The following is a 15,309-nucleotide window of genomic DNA, read 5'->3' as shown; positions in this document are numbered from 1 at the left end:
CTAACAACTATGTCAGCTTACTGCGGTAGTGGACTCGATACTCGGACGGTGAACGGTTGGTATTTTTCCGAAACGCCCGGCAGAAGTAATTGCTGTCTTTGAATCCGCAATTATGGGCGACCTCTTTCACCTTCATATCGTATTTTTTCAGCAGGTACTTTGCCTTTTCCAGCCGGGCCTGAATGAGGTAATCCTGAAACTTCACTCCTCCCTTGCTATAAAACAGCTGAGACAGGTAGTTCGGGCAGATATAGAACTCTTTGGCGACAGATTCCCGGGTGATCGCCTCTTGATAATGGTGATCGATATAATCCCGAATAGCCTCAAATACCGCATGCCCCTTCGACGGTGTCTCGGGCGGGTGAGTGAGGAGTTCCTGTGAATTGCTCAGCAAAGAATGGATTAACAACTGCGCGGTTTGTTGCTCTTCCTGATGCCAGCACAGCTCTTCCAGTGCCCGCAGGATAAACGTACCGGTACGTGGGCCGCGACGAGGTATATGACGCTTTTTCGGTGCCTCAAACCCTTCGCCATTCCAGTGCAACAGGCTAAATCCCAGGCTCTGGCGACCGAACAGCAGACTCAGCGTAGTCACCGGCTCGGTAAAAGTCGGTTTGTTCCAGCAAAAGTCAGGAAGATACAACACTTTCCCCGGCACCAACTCAATGTCGATAGACTTACCGTCCTGGGTCGCTATCTGCATCGGCAGACGCCCCTCCAGCACCAGCTCAATCCGCGGAAAATCGACCTGATAGGCAAGCTCTGGCGGCGCTGGCTGGTTACTGCCAAACAACACCTGCTCAAACGGGCGTGCCTGCCCCACCAAGTTACTGATAGCCTTCTCTATTGATAAGCTGTTATCCATAAGAATCTGAGCCAACTTCAGTCCATTAAATGACAGTATTATAAGTAATTATTGCACTTCGGCCCTGTTTGACATCACAGTAATGGTGGGTTGCCTAGGATATTGAAAAAAGCAAACGTTCGAAGTCAGTTGGCGTTTTAGCTATCTCTTGCAGTTCGAACAGCTCAAACGACCAAAGCCCAGCATCTCTGCCAAGCAACAGATGTAAAAAAGCCAGCAATTAAGCTGGCTTTTCAAATGTGGCGGAGTGCTTCGAGGGTATTGCGGATTTGAACCCTATATTTTAGATATAAAAAAACCGCTAACTTCTTAGCGGTTTTCTTTAAAAGTGGCGGAGAGATAGGGATTTGAACCCTAGATACGCTACAAACGTATGCCGGTTTTCAAGACCGGTGCTTTCAACCACTCAGCCATCTCTCCGTAAGTGCGGCGAATAATACAGAGGACATTTAAGCTTGTAAAGCACCATAGAGGCCTTTATTAATCAAGTGGTGAAGTTTGCAGCAGAGTAGCAAATTACGGGCGGTTTACTCGTCATCCCGCATCACAAACACCTTCTTTTTTCGCTTTGGGTAATCGTAATAGATAGCCTCGGCCTGCTCACTCACTACTGCCTGCCAACAGTCAACTTCAAAAGCAAACACCGCTACGCCGCAGGTTGGCATATTATCGATGTGCAAACCCAGCATGTTCACCAAGTCATTGATCGCCGGATTGTGGCATACCACCATCAGGCGATCGACCTGTGTCGAGCTGTCTTTGATAACATCCAGCAAATCGAAAGCTGATTCCGTATAGAGTTCAGAACACGTCTCCAGTTTAGGCTCGCTGGAAAGCCCTTTGGAAAAGAAATACGCGGTCTGAGCAGCTCTTAACGCCGAACTGGAGATAATCAGCTGAGGACCAGTTTGCCAGGCGTTAAGGCGGTGCACCATCTCCGGCGCATTCTTCATACCTCGATCGTTCAGTGGACGCTCATGATCATCAAGTGTCGGATCGTCCCAGGAAGACTTTGCATGGCGAACTAAAAATAATAGCTTCATTCTCAACGTCCCCTCCAGCGTAGCGCATACGTCGATACTCATTCCGTTTGGTATAAGTATATAGATCCCTTTTGAAAACGTGGTAAAGGGAAAGAGACACCCCCCAAATAAATGGGGATGAGAGGAAGGTCGGCCTTGGTCTCCAGGGCCGAAATATCTTACATAGCGGCTTTGACTGCGCGCGCCAGTTTTCGGGCCGCTTTCTCAGGCTTGGGATCCTTGGCATTAAAGAAATTGGTCACCACATCGAATATGGCAGCCTGAACATAACTTGTTGTTGCGAGGCCTTGCGAGACACTCGGCACCAGCCCGCCACTTGAGGATGTGGTCTTGAATGTTGCCATCGAATCCAGTGCGCACTTATCGAAACGACTCATATCCATGTCCAGGCGAACAGGAATCGAGCCTTTGTTCAAATTGAAGACTTCCTGGAAGTCTTTATCGAGTATGGTTCGCGCCAAGTCTTTCTGTGCCTTGCGATCAGCTTCCTCACTCAGCTTAAAAAAAGCAAAACTGTCAATATTGTAGGTGAACTGGCCTTGGGTACCCGGAGCAGAAACACAAAGGTAATCTTTGCCCGGCGTTTTACCAGCAGCCGCAAATTCACCTTTGGCCCAGTCTCCCATGATCTGCATGGCCGCCTCGCCATTGATCACCATCGATGTGGCCGAGTTCCAGCTCCTACCCCGATATTTAGGATCGATATAGTCACGCATTTTCCTGAACTGGACGAAAACTTCCGTCATCCCCTCGCCTGACAATACATCCATATCCAAATCAACAAAGGCTTTCTGGTAATCCTCGGCACCCAGTACGGCAAGGGCTACCGCTTCAAACAATGTAATGTCCTGCCATGGTTGGCCACCGTGTGCCAGAGGGATAAATCCGGCTGCTTTGACCTTATCGGCCACCTTGAAAAACTCATCCAAGGTTGTCGGTATCGATGCGCCTGATTTTTTAAGTACGTCCGGATTTACCCACAGCCAATTTACACGGTGAACGTTTACCGGCACGGCCACATAGTCACCATCGTATTTCATGACTTTGGTAACCACTTCCGGCAATACGTTGTCCCAGTTTTCTTCTCTGGCAACATCGCTCAAATCAGTAAGAAACCCCAACCGGCCCCACTCCTGGATATCATGGCCTTTGATCTGAGCCGCCGACGGAGGGTTACCCGATACTGCCCGGGTTTTCAATACAGTCATGGCACTTTCACCGCCACCACCGGCAATCGCGAAATCTTTCCAGCTGTTGCCTTGCTCTTCCATCAACCCTTTCAGGACCGACACCGACTTGGCCTCGCCCCCGGATGTCCACCAGTGGAGTACCTCCACTTCACCGGCATGGGACGCGGCAGCCATCAAAGACAGGGTAATTGCTGACAGTGTCTGTTTTAGTTTCATCATCTCGCTCTTACTACAAAAACGACCAGTGACGCTATTCTTTCAGCAGGCGGGGAATATAAACCTTCACCTCCAGCCCGCCTTCTTTGGCATTATGAATAGTCATATCACCGCCGTGGGCGTGAATAATATTTCGGGCAATCCCCATCCCCAACCCATGTCCTTCATCATCCTTGGCAATCCGGAAATACGGTTCAAAAACGGTCTCGAGCATTTCTTCAGGGATACCGTCCCCTTTATCTTTGATGATCAGTACCAGTGCGTCAGATTCATCAGACACGATTAGACTCACTTCGTGACCATATTTGACGCCATTATCGATAAGGTTGCTCAGGCAACGCTTCAGCGCCAGCGGCTTACCTGTCATCGGGGCAATCTTGGTATTGGGGATATGCACCTTTATCTTTTTGGTATTATGGCGCTCGGCGATGCTGCGCAGCATTTCAGACAGATCGACCTGGGTTAGGTTTTCATGAAGGTCGGTGTCTTTCACGGTTTGCAGCGCACCCTTGACCATCATTTCAAGCTCATCAAGATCGCGGTTGAATTTCTCAATCTTGGCCTCGTCATCAATCAGCTCGGCACGGAGTCGTAACCGGGTGATCGGCGTTTTCAAATCATGAGAAATCGCCGAAAACAGATGTTCCCTGTCGTCGATATAACGCCGCAGGCGAAGCTGCATACGGTTAAAGGCCTGCGTGGCTGTCACCAGTTCACTGGCTCCTTCTTCCACCAATGGCGGCTGATAGATATCCAGACTGAGCGCATTGGCCGCGTTTGCCAGACGCTTAAGCGGCTTGGTTTGACGACGGATCATGAAGTAGGTGAAAACCAAAAGCAGCGTAGTAATAAAGATCAGAAAAATCACCTGCTGTTTGGTAATGATCTCATCTTCCAGCGTCACATACGGCGATGGCAACAAGGCGGCAATATACAGCCATTCATTGGTTGCAAGCTCCAGCTGCACAACCAAAATTGGCGGGTTGAACGGTTCCAGGCTCAAGGTGTAATGTGCCCAGGAGCGAGGAAGATCGGTCAGCAAAATATCATTTTTCAGCACATGCAGAGTTTCCGGACGGGAGAACTCAACCCGGATAACATCCAACCGAGGCAATTTCTCGCTCAGCACTTCTTCAAATACCCTGACCGCGGTATTTTTCATCTGTGAAGACGGAATGGGGTCGATCAGAATTTCTTCTTCGTTAAACGAAACAAAGAAACGGGTACCGCCCATATTCCGAAGCTGATCCAAGACGATATGACGGTATTCGAGAGGTAGTGACTGAAAGAAAGTGACCGTCGATGCGAACATGTTGGCCATACTGGCCGATGCCGACTCAAGCCCTTCCAAGTCCCGCTGCTTTGACTGCCCGTACCAAATAATAGTGGCAATCAGCTGTGCCAGAAATACCGCCAGCAAGGTAAACCACAAGGTGCGCGCCAGAAGAGACTTCGGCCACCACTTTTTCCAATTCATGTCTCAATGCCTTCTTCGGTCACAATCGGGCGAAATTATTCTTCGTAGGTTACTTCGGCATTGAACGAATAACCGTTACCTCGGCTGGTTTTGATCAGCCTTTGCTGCGTGCCTTTGTCACCCAACCGCTGACGTAGGCGGCTCAGCTGAACATCAATACCACGCTCCGAGGGATGTGCTTCACGGCCACGGGTTGCAAACGAGATAGTATCGCGATCCAGCACCTCATTCGGACGGGTAAGAAATAGCATCAGCAAGGCAAAGTCACTGCCGGACAGCTCATAGTCCTTGCCCTTTTCCAAATCAAACAAACGCTGCGAAGCCGTTTCCAAGCGCCAGTTGGCAAACCTAATCGCTTTAGGGGTGGCCGGCGCTGCCTGCTGGGCTTCCTCGGTTGTTTTCACCCTGCGCATCAAGGCTTTTATACGGGCCATCAGCTGACGAGGGCTGAATGGCTTGGCGATATAATCGTCCGCCCCTAGCTCGAGGCCGATGATCTGATCCATCTCGTCTGAGACAGCCGTCAGCATAATAATAGGTACGTCGGACGTTTTACGAATGTACTGACACAAGGTGAAGCCATCATCACCAGGCATCATGACATCCAATAAAATGAGATCGGGATAACCCAGAGCCAATCGACGCTTCATTTCTTCGCCTTCGGCAGCCGTTGTTACCGTAAACCCTGCTTTCGTCAGGTATTCATCCAATAGCTCGCGAATCTCCTGATCGTCATCAACAACAAGGACCTTCTTGCTCGCACTCATTTCATCTTCCTTTTATACCGGGCAGCCCAACTTGCCAACAAATGCCTACAAGCACTCTGCCTGAGCTAACGGGCACCGGTGTATTACCAAATAGTTAATCCAGAATATCTAGGTTGCCGAAGCCAGAAAACATCAGTACCCCATCCGGTTATGTCTCTTCCTAAGATACCAGACCATACAGAAAAAGGCGCGCATTATGCCTCAGAATCATGAACTTCGCGAATATCACTGAGCAGCTACGCTACATTGAGGCCGAAAAGAAATAAAAAGCGCGCGCAAAAAATACAGCCAGATCAAAAAAGCTGCCATCAGCAGCTTTTCATTCAATTCATACGTCTGTTCGGTAAACGGTTCATAGAACGCATTAAGTGAAGCTATGCCACGCCCATCTGAGACTTGTATTTACTGACGGAACGCTCGAAAAAGTCTCGTTCGTCATCATCGTCAATATTATTACTCAGCTCGGCAAAGACCTCATATCCCTTCTTGGCATTTTTGACTTGCCAAACGGCGTAGGCCGCCTGCTTGTCGAGTTCAATACGATTTTTTTCAGCGTCAGATAACAGCGTTAGATTATGCATAGCCCAGTACCACGGTAAAACACAGCGCCGATATTAGCCGATTTTTAGCTTCAGACCAATGGGCTAAATCAACTGGACACCCAGTTACCAGGTTCTAGGTTCTAGGTTCTAGGTTCTAGGTTCTAAAAACCTAGGTGCATCTTCAAGATAATAAAGAAGCCAACCAGTACCCCGGTAACCAAGGCTACGCTCAACACCGGGCTTAACGTTGACGAGCAAGGATTATGCAGAGCATCAGTCAAAGTCGGTTCGCTGTCATCAGGCACTTTCTGGCCTTTCAGCTGCTCAGCAACATAATAGGTCACTGTCTCAATTGATTCCTCGGCAGAATCTATCACTTGGGCACCAAACCACTTTTCGCTATCCACCAGCTGATAGCCTTCGACCATCCGGGGCTTACTGAACAATCCGGTCCGTTTGTCTATCACCGACACGGCACGTTGCTCGTCATCTGCATACCACACCCAACATGGTAAGTAGTTCCCCTGAATCTTAACTTTACTGGGATAAGGATAATGGGTATCTGCCATCACCTTCATTAACTGCTCTTTGGAGAGCATCAGATAATGCAGTTGCTGCAGGCAGTGTTCGAGCCAGTGAGGAAAGTTGTTTCGATAGGATGTCTGACGCAACGGTGCAAGACGTGCTGCACCACGCACGACATATTCGGTTACCTGGTTGCTCACCGGTTCATTGTCGGCCCAGAATGATTCAGCCATGGCTTTTGGCAAGGATAATCGCTGGCAAATAGAGCCACTCGGTGCAACTAATAATAATTGCTGCTCATCAGAGTCATTAACGTCCTGGTACTGAACCTGCCACGGACGAGTTAACTTTCGAAGGATAGCAGCATTAACCCTTGCAACTGTTGCCTGGTAATGCTCATAGTTTGACATTTTCTACCCTCCGCTGATGACCTCAAATTGTTAAGTTCATAGTAAAGGATTACAAGTGCATCGACCTTGATCAGTTTCGTCTTTTTATCAATTTATCCTGCCAGAGCCAAAAATAAAGCTAGCGATAATTACATTCTATAATCTTTACCAATAAATGCATTCCTGCAACACATTAAATTCATTGACTAAAAAAATCACCACGAGTGATGCCATACGTTATCAATATACTTATCAGTTACATTTTTGGGCTGCCATTGAGAGATAAGCCGCAACACTGCATATCCCATAGAAATTGATGATGCCGCCATCTTTTTTATTCAGACAGAAAATGTCATTAGTGGTTTATTTAAGAGCTAGGGGGAGTTGCTATGGGATCATGGTTGTCGGGATTGGATTTTTGGGGGTTAGGCAGCTTTTCTGACGTTAATTGGTTAGAAATGCTGATACCTGCTGTGATCAGCTGTTTTGTCTCTTTGTTTGCATATTCGTGGAAACTTGCTGCAAACAGTAGAAAAAAGGAACTAAACAATATATTGGGAAGCTACTATGGTTATTACATTAACCCAAGTAAACCTTCTGAAGTCATCAGTATCGATATCAATATATATCGCTCTTTTCTTTCACGTAGCGTTAAAACAACGATTACTTACCCAGGCTCTTCAGTCATTCACAAAGGGTATCTGGAAAACAGAAACGGGATCATCTATTTCTATGCCATCAGTGAAGATGAACAATATAAAGATCACCTGATCTTTAAAAATCCCGTAAACAGCGAAGCTAAAGTACTTGTTGGCGTATGGGCGAGTGTTACTCATCACCCGATACCTTGCTGTGGTATGCAAATCTTAAGTCGGGAAAAATTAACTGACCAAACCGTTAGACAATTAGCCTGTAACCAGAATAGTCTCATCGTCACATACAATGACACCTATGAACAACTTTCAAGGAACATCACTCCTTCGAAGTCAACGGTGTGATAAGACAATTAAAAAAAGCTGCATAACGCAGCTTTTTAAATACTCAATATAGACAGCCGAACCTACAAACTAATATCCACACCAACAACAACAGCATTGTTTGTTACTTCGCCCATATCACGATACTCGTAACCCAGGCTCACATCCACAAGTGGTAACAGGGTAAGAACGAAACCCGCACCGCCAGTAAATGCCCAACCGTCATCAGTCGCTTTTACGCCATCTCTTGCGACATCGACATCATAAAAGTTAGTACCCGCTTTGGCGTACAGGCTACCGATCAACAAAGGTAGATCGCCTCGCAATGTAACCGGAAAGGCTGTGTAGTCAATGTCATTCTTAGACGCCGACAGATTTGAATCTACCTCGCCGCTACCCTGAACAACACCAGCATTAATGCTGAAGAAGTCATTCAATGCGTAGCTGGCATTCAGGCCGTATTCATAGCCGTATTCTTTATTACCTTGAAAGTCTAACTGAGCGGCACCTGCAGTCGCACCGACCGATAAGCCAAAGATATCGGCACTTGCCGGTAGGGCCGTCAATGCCAACATGGCAGCTAGCAACGTTTTCTTCATGGTTACATTCCCTCGTCTAAAATTTGTGCAGTTAAATAGAACCCAATCATTTGTAATCTTTATTATTACTTAGAATTTCACAAGAACATACCGTAAACCCGGCGCATTCGCTCATTTCCGTGTACAGACTCACCTCAACGTCACATTTTGCTCCTAGCCTTATGAGGCTCTGGCCATAAAGAAGGCTGCAGATTGGGTCCGAAACAGGCTCGCCCTGGATGAAATCCATTACAAGATCACACATTGAAGATTCGTGTTTCATTGCCTGGTTATTTGCTTTTTTTTACCCACCACCACACATAAACACCTGATAAGTAATAATTATAATGACAAAGCATGAATTTACCTTCTGAATATAAACCACCCAAAAGCAAACGCTTCCCTTCCCAATTTCAACAGAATTGGTAATCAAGGCGCTATTTTTAGATAATAGGGAAACAAATTGTGATCAAGATCGCGAGAATGTAAGAGCGCGTTCCTTAAACTGGCTCTATCAAACGGCAACAACAAAAAGGCGCCATTTAGAGCAGCCTCACAAGCCGTCACAAACTTATGCAACACACAGAGGGTAAACACATGAACGAGATTCTGCTTGCGGTTTTTGCAGGGCTAATTGTTGGCGTATTTTTTTCTGCCATCAAACTTCCGCTTCCTGCGCCACCAGTACTACCGGGCATTATGGGTATCGTAGGTGTTTACCTTGGTGGCATTGCATACCAAAATATTGTTGAACGTTTTTTCTCTTAAGTCCCCCGTATTTTATTTATTAACAAATTCCTAGGAGTGAGCTATGGCTACCCCACATATCAATGCTGAACTTGGTGATTTTGCAGAAACAGTCCTGATGCCAGGCGACCCGCTTCGTGCAAAATTCATCGCAGAAAACTTCCTGGAAGATGTAAAGCTAGTATGTGACGTTCGCAACATGTTCGGCTACACCGGCACCTATAAAGGTAAGCCAGTTTCTGTCATGGGCCACGGTATGGGCATCCCTTCATGCTCAATCTATGTTCACGAACTGATCAAAGATTTTGGTGTTAAAAACGTCATCCGTGTCGGTAGCTGTGGCGCTGTACATGATGATGTAAAACTGATGGACGTAATCATCGGTATGGGTGCATCAACTGACTCTAAAGTTAACCGCATCCGTTTCAACAACCACGATTTCGCAGCAATTGCTGATTTCCACCTGTTGGAAACGTCTGTTAACCAGGCTCGCCTGCAGAACGTTCCAGTGCGTGTAGGTAACGTATTCTCTGCAGACCTGTTCTACAGCCCTGAAGCTGACCTGTTCGACAAGATGGAACAGCTAGGCATGCTGGGTGTTGATATGGAAGCTGCAGGTATCTACGGTGTTGCTGCTGAGCTTGGCGCGAAAGCCCTGACAATCCTGACTGTTTCTGACCACATCAAGCGTGGCGAGAAACTAAGCTCTGAAGACCGTCAGAAGTCTTTCAACCAGATGATGAATGTTGCACTAGAAACAGCAATTAACATCTAAACAATTTTAGTGGCTGGTGCGCCCCCGATGCACTGGCCGCTTTTCTCCGCTAGCTAGCACTAATACTAATGTTATTAATAGGTTGATCATATTGGTATTAGTGAAAACTAGGGACAATTAGAGCTAACGAAGTTATAGGGATATTGTTTAGCCGCGGCTCAAAAATTTTGTAAAATGTGGCGTCTTACACAATTTAAACTGAGTATTGCCAAGATGGCATCCCTCAGGCGTGCTAAGTAGTATCTCTGTAAATTCATTGCTTCTAATTTAGTACTGAATAAAAGGTTAACCTCTTTTATTCAGTACCCTTCCCTCCCCCTTCTATGTGCGGCCTTATGGTTAGCCGCACGTATTGCTCAGGCACAAGGATAAGGTTAGGCTGATATGATGAAAAAACTTCACTCCGATAGCAACGATACCTTATTGCCACCTGCTAGCGGCCAACTTCAGCTTAATCACTGCAAAACCGTCGGATGCCGTAATTTTGGCTCTGACGACAAGAGCCACTATGTGCTTCAGCGCACCAACCCGAACCGGCCGACCCTGGTCTGCCGCGAATGTGGTGCGTTTCCGCCAGTCCTGAGCAACCATGACGTTGCCGAAGAAGTTTCCCGACTCAAATTATTACAGAGCAGCGGCCTGCCCGCCTGCAGCAACCCTGACTGTGAAAACCTCGGGCTTCCCGTGCTGACCCACCGCCACCTCTATCATGCTTTTGGCTATAGCGGCGATCGCCAGCGTTATCGCTGTAAATGCTGCCAGGCTACCTTCGTTGACCGATGGTCTGGCTTCAATGGCAAAAACCAGGTACAGCAAAAGCTGCTCGCCCTGCTTTTCACCGGGTATTCGGTACGGGATATCTGTCGTCGTCTGGGCATGAATCCGAAATCTTTCTACGATCAGCTATCGCATATTGCCAGCCGCTGTCGTCGCCAGTTGTCAATGTTTGATGCTCGACTCTTCAAGCATGCGCAAAACCTGTCACTGGCCTCCGATCTGGTACCGCTGCAACCCCACAGCAGTAACGGTGTCAGCTGGATTGCCAGTTGTGAAGCCGCATCCGGTTATGTCGTCGGCCAGCATGTAAACTATCAGCAAAATGATGTTGAGAACCCAAGCGACCAGCACGACCCGTATGTAGACGGAACCCGATTCATGGCGGCACCGGGTGCCAGACTGATCGAGGTACCACCACCGGCACCGCAGGGGATCCTGGCACGCGTTGATACCAAGTACCGCGAGGTACTTTCGCGCCCTAACCTTGAAGATCCGCTAACCAGCATGCCACGGATAAACTATCCGACCAAGGGCTGCCTGATCCGTCCGCAGTACACGGTATATGCCCACTATCTGCATTTGTCCCAGATGCTGGAATACAACGAATCGCTGTCTATTTTTATGCCTCAGGAACCACTGTTGCGTTCTGCCTGTATCTCGGTTTTCATGGAGCGTATTAAAAACAAAACGATTCATCCAATCTATGTCGAAACGGACACAGGCTGGAAACATGGCCAGGAAGCCGGTCGAGTGGATATCGTGCTTATGGGGTGGTGGCGAGATCGCTGGGCATTTACCCGACACAACGATATCGGCAAAGGCATTTGTCACCTCGGCGGCGAGAAAGGCAACGAGCAACAATGGCTAGAGCTGGCGTCACACGACGCTATCAGTGAGTACCAAAAACGCTTCCATGACCAGTTCGCCCAACTAGTAGACGAGCCTCGCAGAAAACTCCGCCCTGCCGGATTGTTACCACTGCTGGATATCTACCGCGCCTGGCATAACCTGTGTCACCAGGACCGCTCGGGCTTAACCCCCGCTCAGCAAATGGGGCTAACCTCCGCACCACTCACGTTGGAACAATTACTCAACTAATAACAACACCAAGGCTGCCTAATACGGCAGCCTCAATTTCTGCATCTCATCCCGCCCTGAACATGTCCCACATCAGCTGGGAAGCCCGACCAGAGTGCAAACACTCAGCTTCCGTCATGCTTAACACTCAATGTCATCCTCTTCTGTTTAAAATGAGCCACGCTTTGCTGGACAGATCAACTTTCCTTCCCTCTATCACGCGTAGTATTTGATAATTACCTAAGATTTATTTACAAATAATTAATAAAAAAACAAAACTCGGGGTAGATGCAGTTTGATACGGATAGTCCCAAATAGAATTAAGCCCATATTGCTTGCGAGCATGCTGTTTGTCGGCATTATCCCTGCGTTTATTTATAGCTGGGTCAGCAGCGAGAAGCTCTCGACTGTGGCGCTTTCCCAGATCTCTCAAGGTTTGAGTAGCCGAACCGAGCTTGCCGCGCAGAACATTGACGATATCATTGCCAAACGAATCCTGAGCATCAAAATATTGGCAAACTCGCCGGTTTTTGAACTTACTTCCGACGCCGTTAACACGAGCGATGGCTTTCTCAGTCACTACCTTTCTGATATTACGTCAGTCGATACCGCTTTCTCGGCAATTTACCTGCTTGAAAATAATCAGAATGACAACGGCCAGGACCGCTTCGAGCTCATTGAATCCTCATCATCCCACACAACTCAAGCCCTTAATCAGGAGCTCAAACAGGCTGGTATTACCCAGCTCAGTGAAGTGGCTGACAGGCTTGCCCTACAGGACAATGAAGTCTATATCTCCCTGCCGCAGGGACTGGACAAGACTCCGTTTATCTACTTCATTTCCACGGTTACACACCAGCCCCCTGAATCAGATACACAGGACAACCAAAAGCTGCTCGTGGTTAAATACGAACTTAGCGAAATCAATAACCAGCTGACCTTCCTCGGCGAACGCATTAGTGATACTGACTACATCATCCTTATCGATCAAGATGGCGACGTGATTCTCTCTGGCGTGAACCAAGGCCACCCGCTGCAAGTATTTACGAACTTTAAGCAGGTGTATAACCAGGATGATAACAACACCCACACATCAACCAGTGAAATCATGCATTACACCGACAGGTACAATGAACCGCTGATTGCAACCGTAACCCGCCTCGGAACCCAGGGAAATGACGGTAAGCCTCTTTGGTCACTGGTATCGATAACTCCGCAAAATACAGTAACCCAGGCGATTGACTACCTGCATCGCTACTTCATGCTGGCCCTGTTTCTGACGGCAGGTATTGTGATCATCCTGTCTATTGCCCTGACCAAGCGGATCACTATGCCGCTGGCCAAACTGTCACGCTTTGCGGCTCAATTTAAGCTTGGCAACTATGCCCGCAACGAACGCATTGACGGTCCGCATGAGTTTCAGGTATTGCACGATGCACTCAATCAGGGCGCGGACAAAATCACCTACGATACCGAACGGCTTAACCGGGCGCTGCACAAGGCAGAAGCGGCCGACCGGGCAAAATCAGCCTTTCTGGCCAACCTTTCGCATGAAATCCGAACCCCGATGAACGGGATGCTGGGGTTATCGCAGCTGCTGCTAAAAACGAAACTGACCGAAGAGCAGGATCACCACCTTCGTACCCTGCTTGATTCCGGAAAACATATGATGTCGCTACTGAACGACATTCTCGATTTTTCCAAGATCGAGCAAGGGCAACTTAAGCTGGATCCCACCAACTTCTGTTTTACCGATTTGGTCGGTACCATAGAGAGTACCTACTATTCGCTTGCCAAAGAGAAAGGCATCGGCTTCGACATCCAGTGCGAATTCAATCCCAATGACTGGTTCTATGCCGATAAAGCTCGGATCCGCCAGATTCTATTTAACCTGATCAGCAATGCCATCAAGTTCACGGAGCGCGGCAAGGTGCAGGTGACATTGAAGCTGGACGATGGAGAAAACCCCGGCGAGAAGATCCTTACCATTATGACCCGAGATACCGGCATTGGCATCGACCCGGAACGGATCCAGTACATATTCGATCCTTTTGCCCAGGCAGAGGCTTCAACCAGTCGCCGCTTCGGTGGCACAGGCCTCGGTTTGAGCATAGTCAAACAGCTGGCGGAACTGATGAGCGGGCAGATTCACCTCGACAGCGTTCCGGGAGCAGGATCAACCTTTACGGTCACGCTTGGCATTCACCAAGGGCAGTACATGGTACCGGCACAAGAAAGCCTCGAGTTTGACCACCGTGCCTTTGCCAACCTCCGGGTATTGATCGTCGAAGACAACAACCTCAATGTCCTGATTATCGACTCCTTCCTCAAGCAACGCGGTTTCCAGACCAGTGTGGCCGAAAACGGAGCCGAAGCCCTGGCGATCCTCGAAAACGAGTTTTTCGATGTTGTTCTCATGGATAACCATATGCCAATCATGGACGGTATCGAGGCAACCTCTAAAATCCGGGCTTTACACTCTCCAGTTAGCCAGATCCCTATTTTTGCCTGCACGGCCGATGTGTTTGAAGAAACCCAAAAGAACATGATTATTGCCGGCGTCGACTGCGTGATCACCAAACCTCTCGATGAACAAAAGCTACTTGACGCCCTCCAGCGCTTTAAAAGCAAGATCACCCATATGGCATTATTACGCGCGGCCTATGAAGCCGAACAAAAGACAGAAACAGCTCCGGACAATACTGCTGACGCGATAGATGCTATTGACGTCATTGAGCAAGAGGGGGAGGGGTTAACGGATGGCTGTGTCGGCAGCAGCGTGCTAAACGACGAGATCATCAGTGAAATCACTCAGGATGGTAGCCATACCAACGACAACAGTGAAAGCCAGTTGTTGGCCGAGAGTTTCCAGCAAATCGAAATCAATGCCCTGCTTGATATGATGGATCAAGACCACGATATCATCATGCAGTTCCTCCAGATGTTTGCCGAAGAGCACAGTCAGGATATAGACAAACTCAGGCAGGCACTGGCCAAGGATGATTTTGATTCTGCCATACTGCTCAGCCACTCTCTGAAGGGCGCGTCAGGCAGTATCAGTGCCGTCTATGTCCGTGAGGCGGCGCTGGTCATTGAGAAGAAGGTCAAGGCAGGCAAACAACCAACCGAGGCTGAGCTGACTAATCTTGACGATTTGTTAAACAAGCTCATTGAAGAAATCCACCAGCAAGTTGAACTAACGATCTAATTGAAAATGGTGTCATTTATAAAAATGACACCAGCCTGCCCAGCACAGCATTGCCTCTCCTCCTATCAATCCCCCCCAGCCAAGCATTCAAGCCTGTAATTAGCGATACATCTCAGAACGCCATCCCAATAAAGAATAAAATCAAACCAAAAAAGA

The 15,309-nt window shown here is 48.1% G+C and carries 13 protein-coding genes and 1 tRNA gene; 5 read left to right on the top strand and 9 right to left on the bottom strand.

Annotated elements, in window-relative coordinates; genetic code table 11:
* Positions 1-7: 7 nt before the first annotated feature.
* The 8 genes from EIZ48_RS04160 to EIZ48_RS04125 form a co-directional block, all read right to left on the bottom strand.
* Positions 8-880, bottom strand: a complete 873-nt coding sequence (locus tag EIZ48_RS04160; RefSeq protein ID WP_205298570.1) for a helix-turn-helix transcriptional regulator — start codon at positions 878-880, stop codon at positions 8-10.
* A gap of 314 nt (positions 881-1,194) precedes the next feature.
* Positions 1,195-1,285 (bottom strand) — tRNA-Ser (locus EIZ48_RS04155).
* 107 nt (positions 1,286-1,392) lie between these two features.
* Positions 1,393-1,908, bottom strand: coding sequence for a SixA phosphatase family protein (locus EIZ48_RS04150; protein ID WP_160648837.1), 516 nt, complete (start codon positions 1,906-1,908; stop codon positions 1,393-1,395).
* Positions 1,909-2,066: 158 nt separating this feature from the next.
* Positions 2,067-3,314, bottom strand: a complete 1,248-nt coding sequence (locus EIZ48_RS04145; RefSeq protein ID WP_160649010.1) for an ABC transporter substrate-binding protein — start codon at positions 3,312-3,314, stop codon at positions 2,067-2,069.
* Positions 3,315-3,348: 34 nt separating this feature from the next.
* The gene (locus tag EIZ48_RS04140) at positions 3,349-4,791 is read right to left on the bottom strand and encodes an ATP-binding protein (RefSeq protein WP_160648836.1); all 1,443 of its coding nucleotides are present in this window, start codon (positions 4,789-4,791) and stop codon (positions 3,349-3,351) included.
* 35 nt (positions 4,792-4,826) lie between these two features.
* Positions 4,827-5,558 carry a response regulator gene (locus EIZ48_RS04135; RefSeq protein ID WP_075762668.1) on the bottom strand — a complete coding sequence of 244 codons (732 nt, stop codon included), beginning with the start codon at positions 5,556-5,558 and terminating at the stop codon, positions 4,827-4,829.
* Between the two features lie 374 nt (positions 5,559-5,932).
* The gene (locus tag EIZ48_RS04130) at positions 5,933-6,139 is read right to left on the bottom strand and encodes a DUF3283 family protein (RefSeq protein WP_075762667.1); all 207 of its coding nucleotides are present in this window, start codon (positions 6,137-6,139) and stop codon (positions 5,933-5,935) included.
* Between the two features lie 122 nt (positions 6,140-6,261).
* The gene (locus tag EIZ48_RS04125) at positions 6,262-7,035 is read right to left on the bottom strand and encodes a hypothetical protein (RefSeq protein WP_160648835.1); all 774 of its coding nucleotides are present in this window, start codon (positions 7,033-7,035) and stop codon (positions 6,262-6,264) included.
* Positions 7,036-7,403: 368 nt separating this feature from the next.
* On the opposite strand from EIZ48_RS04125, the gene EIZ48_RS04120 reads away from it, so the two are divergent.
* Positions 7,404-8,012 carry a hypothetical protein gene (locus EIZ48_RS04120; RefSeq protein WP_160648834.1) on the top strand — a complete coding sequence of 203 codons (609 nt, stop codon included), beginning with the start codon at positions 7,404-7,406 and terminating at the stop codon, positions 8,010-8,012.
* A 62-nt stretch (positions 8,013-8,074) separates the two neighbouring features.
* Here EIZ48_RS04120 and EIZ48_RS04115 read toward each other — a convergent pair whose 3' ends face one another.
* On the bottom strand, positions 8,075-8,590 hold the full coding sequence (locus tag EIZ48_RS04115) for an outer membrane beta-barrel protein (protein ID WP_160648833.1): 516 nt from the start codon (positions 8,588-8,590) through the stop codon (positions 8,075-8,077).
* Positions 8,591-9,166: 576 nt separating this feature from the next.
* Between EIZ48_RS04115 and EIZ48_RS04110 the strand changes: the two genes are divergently transcribed.
* From EIZ48_RS04110 to EIZ48_RS04095, 4 genes are all read left to right on the top strand, one after another.
* Positions 9,167-9,337: a XapX domain-containing protein gene (locus tag EIZ48_RS04110; RefSeq protein WP_128783553.1), complete on the top strand. Its 171-nt coding sequence runs from the start codon at positions 9,167-9,169 to the stop codon at positions 9,335-9,337.
* A 43-nt stretch (positions 9,338-9,380) separates the two neighbouring features.
* On the top strand, positions 9,381-10,091 hold the full coding sequence (deoD, locus tag EIZ48_RS04105) for a purine-nucleoside phosphorylase (RefSeq protein ID WP_075762664.1): 711 nt from the start codon (positions 9,381-9,383) through the stop codon (positions 10,089-10,091).
* Positions 10,092-10,475: 384 nt separating this feature from the next.
* Positions 10,476-11,966, top strand: coding sequence for an IS1 family transposase (locus tag EIZ48_RS04100; RefSeq protein WP_160648832.1), 1,491 nt, complete (start codon positions 10,476-10,478; stop codon positions 11,964-11,966).
* 310 nt (positions 11,967-12,276) lie between these two features.
* The gene (locus EIZ48_RS04095) at positions 12,277-15,153 is read left to right on the top strand and encodes a hybrid sensor histidine kinase/response regulator (RefSeq protein WP_240152861.1); all 2,877 of its coding nucleotides are present in this window, start codon (positions 12,277-12,279) and stop codon (positions 15,151-15,153) included.
* The last annotated feature ends 156 nt before the right edge of the window (positions 15,154-15,309 follow it).

Origin of the sequence: Photobacterium alginatilyticum (assembly GCF_009910675.1) — a bacterium.
GTDB classification, from domain to species: Bacteria; Pseudomonadota; Gammaproteobacteria; order Enterobacterales; family Vibrionaceae; genus Photobacterium; species Photobacterium alginatilyticum.
The sequence above is the reverse complement of the archived record's forward strand: the minus strand, read 5'-3'. Positions and strand labels throughout refer to the sequence as shown.

What these genes read in the sequence shown, in the direction of transcription:
- EIZ48_RS04150 (WP_160648837.1), bottom strand. Translation starts at nt 1,908, where the DNA reads ATGAAGCTATTATTTTTAGTTCGCCATGCAAAGTCTTCCTGGGACGAT.
- EIZ48_RS04145 (WP_160649010.1), bottom strand. Translation starts at nt 3,314, where the DNA reads ATGAAACTAAAACAGACACTGTCAGCAATTACCCTGTCTTTGATGGCT.
- EIZ48_RS04140 (WP_160648836.1), bottom strand. Translation starts at nt 4,791, where the DNA reads ATGAATTGGAAAAAGTGGTGGCCGAAGTCTCTTCTGGCGCGCACCTTG.
- EIZ48_RS04135 (WP_075762668.1), bottom strand. Translation starts at nt 5,558, where the DNA reads ATGAGTGCGAGCAAGAAGGTCCTTGTTGTTGATGACGATCAGGAGATT.
- EIZ48_RS04130 (WP_075762667.1), bottom strand. Translation starts at nt 6,139, where the DNA reads ATGCATAATCTAACGCTGTTATCTGACGCTGAAAAAAATCGTATTGAA.
- EIZ48_RS04125 (WP_160648835.1), bottom strand. Translation starts at nt 7,035, where the DNA reads ATGTCAAACTATGAGCATTACCAGGCAACAGTTGCAAGGGTTAATGCT.
- EIZ48_RS04120 (WP_160648834.1), top strand. Translation starts at nt 7,404, where the DNA reads ATGGGATCATGGTTGTCGGGATTGGATTTTTGGGGGTTAGGCAGCTTT.
- EIZ48_RS04115 (WP_160648833.1), bottom strand. Translation starts at nt 8,590, where the DNA reads ATGAAGAAAACGTTGCTAGCTGCCATGTTGGCATTGACGGCCCTACCG.
- EIZ48_RS04110 (WP_128783553.1), top strand. Translation starts at nt 9,167, where the DNA reads ATGAACGAGATTCTGCTTGCGGTTTTTGCAGGGCTAATTGTTGGCGTA.
- deoD (WP_075762664.1), top strand. Translation starts at nt 9,381, where the DNA reads ATGGCTACCCCACATATCAATGCTGAACTTGGTGATTTTGCAGAAACA.
- EIZ48_RS04100 (WP_160648832.1), top strand. Translation starts at nt 10,476, where the DNA reads ATGATGAAAAAACTTCACTCCGATAGCAACGATACCTTATTGCCACCT.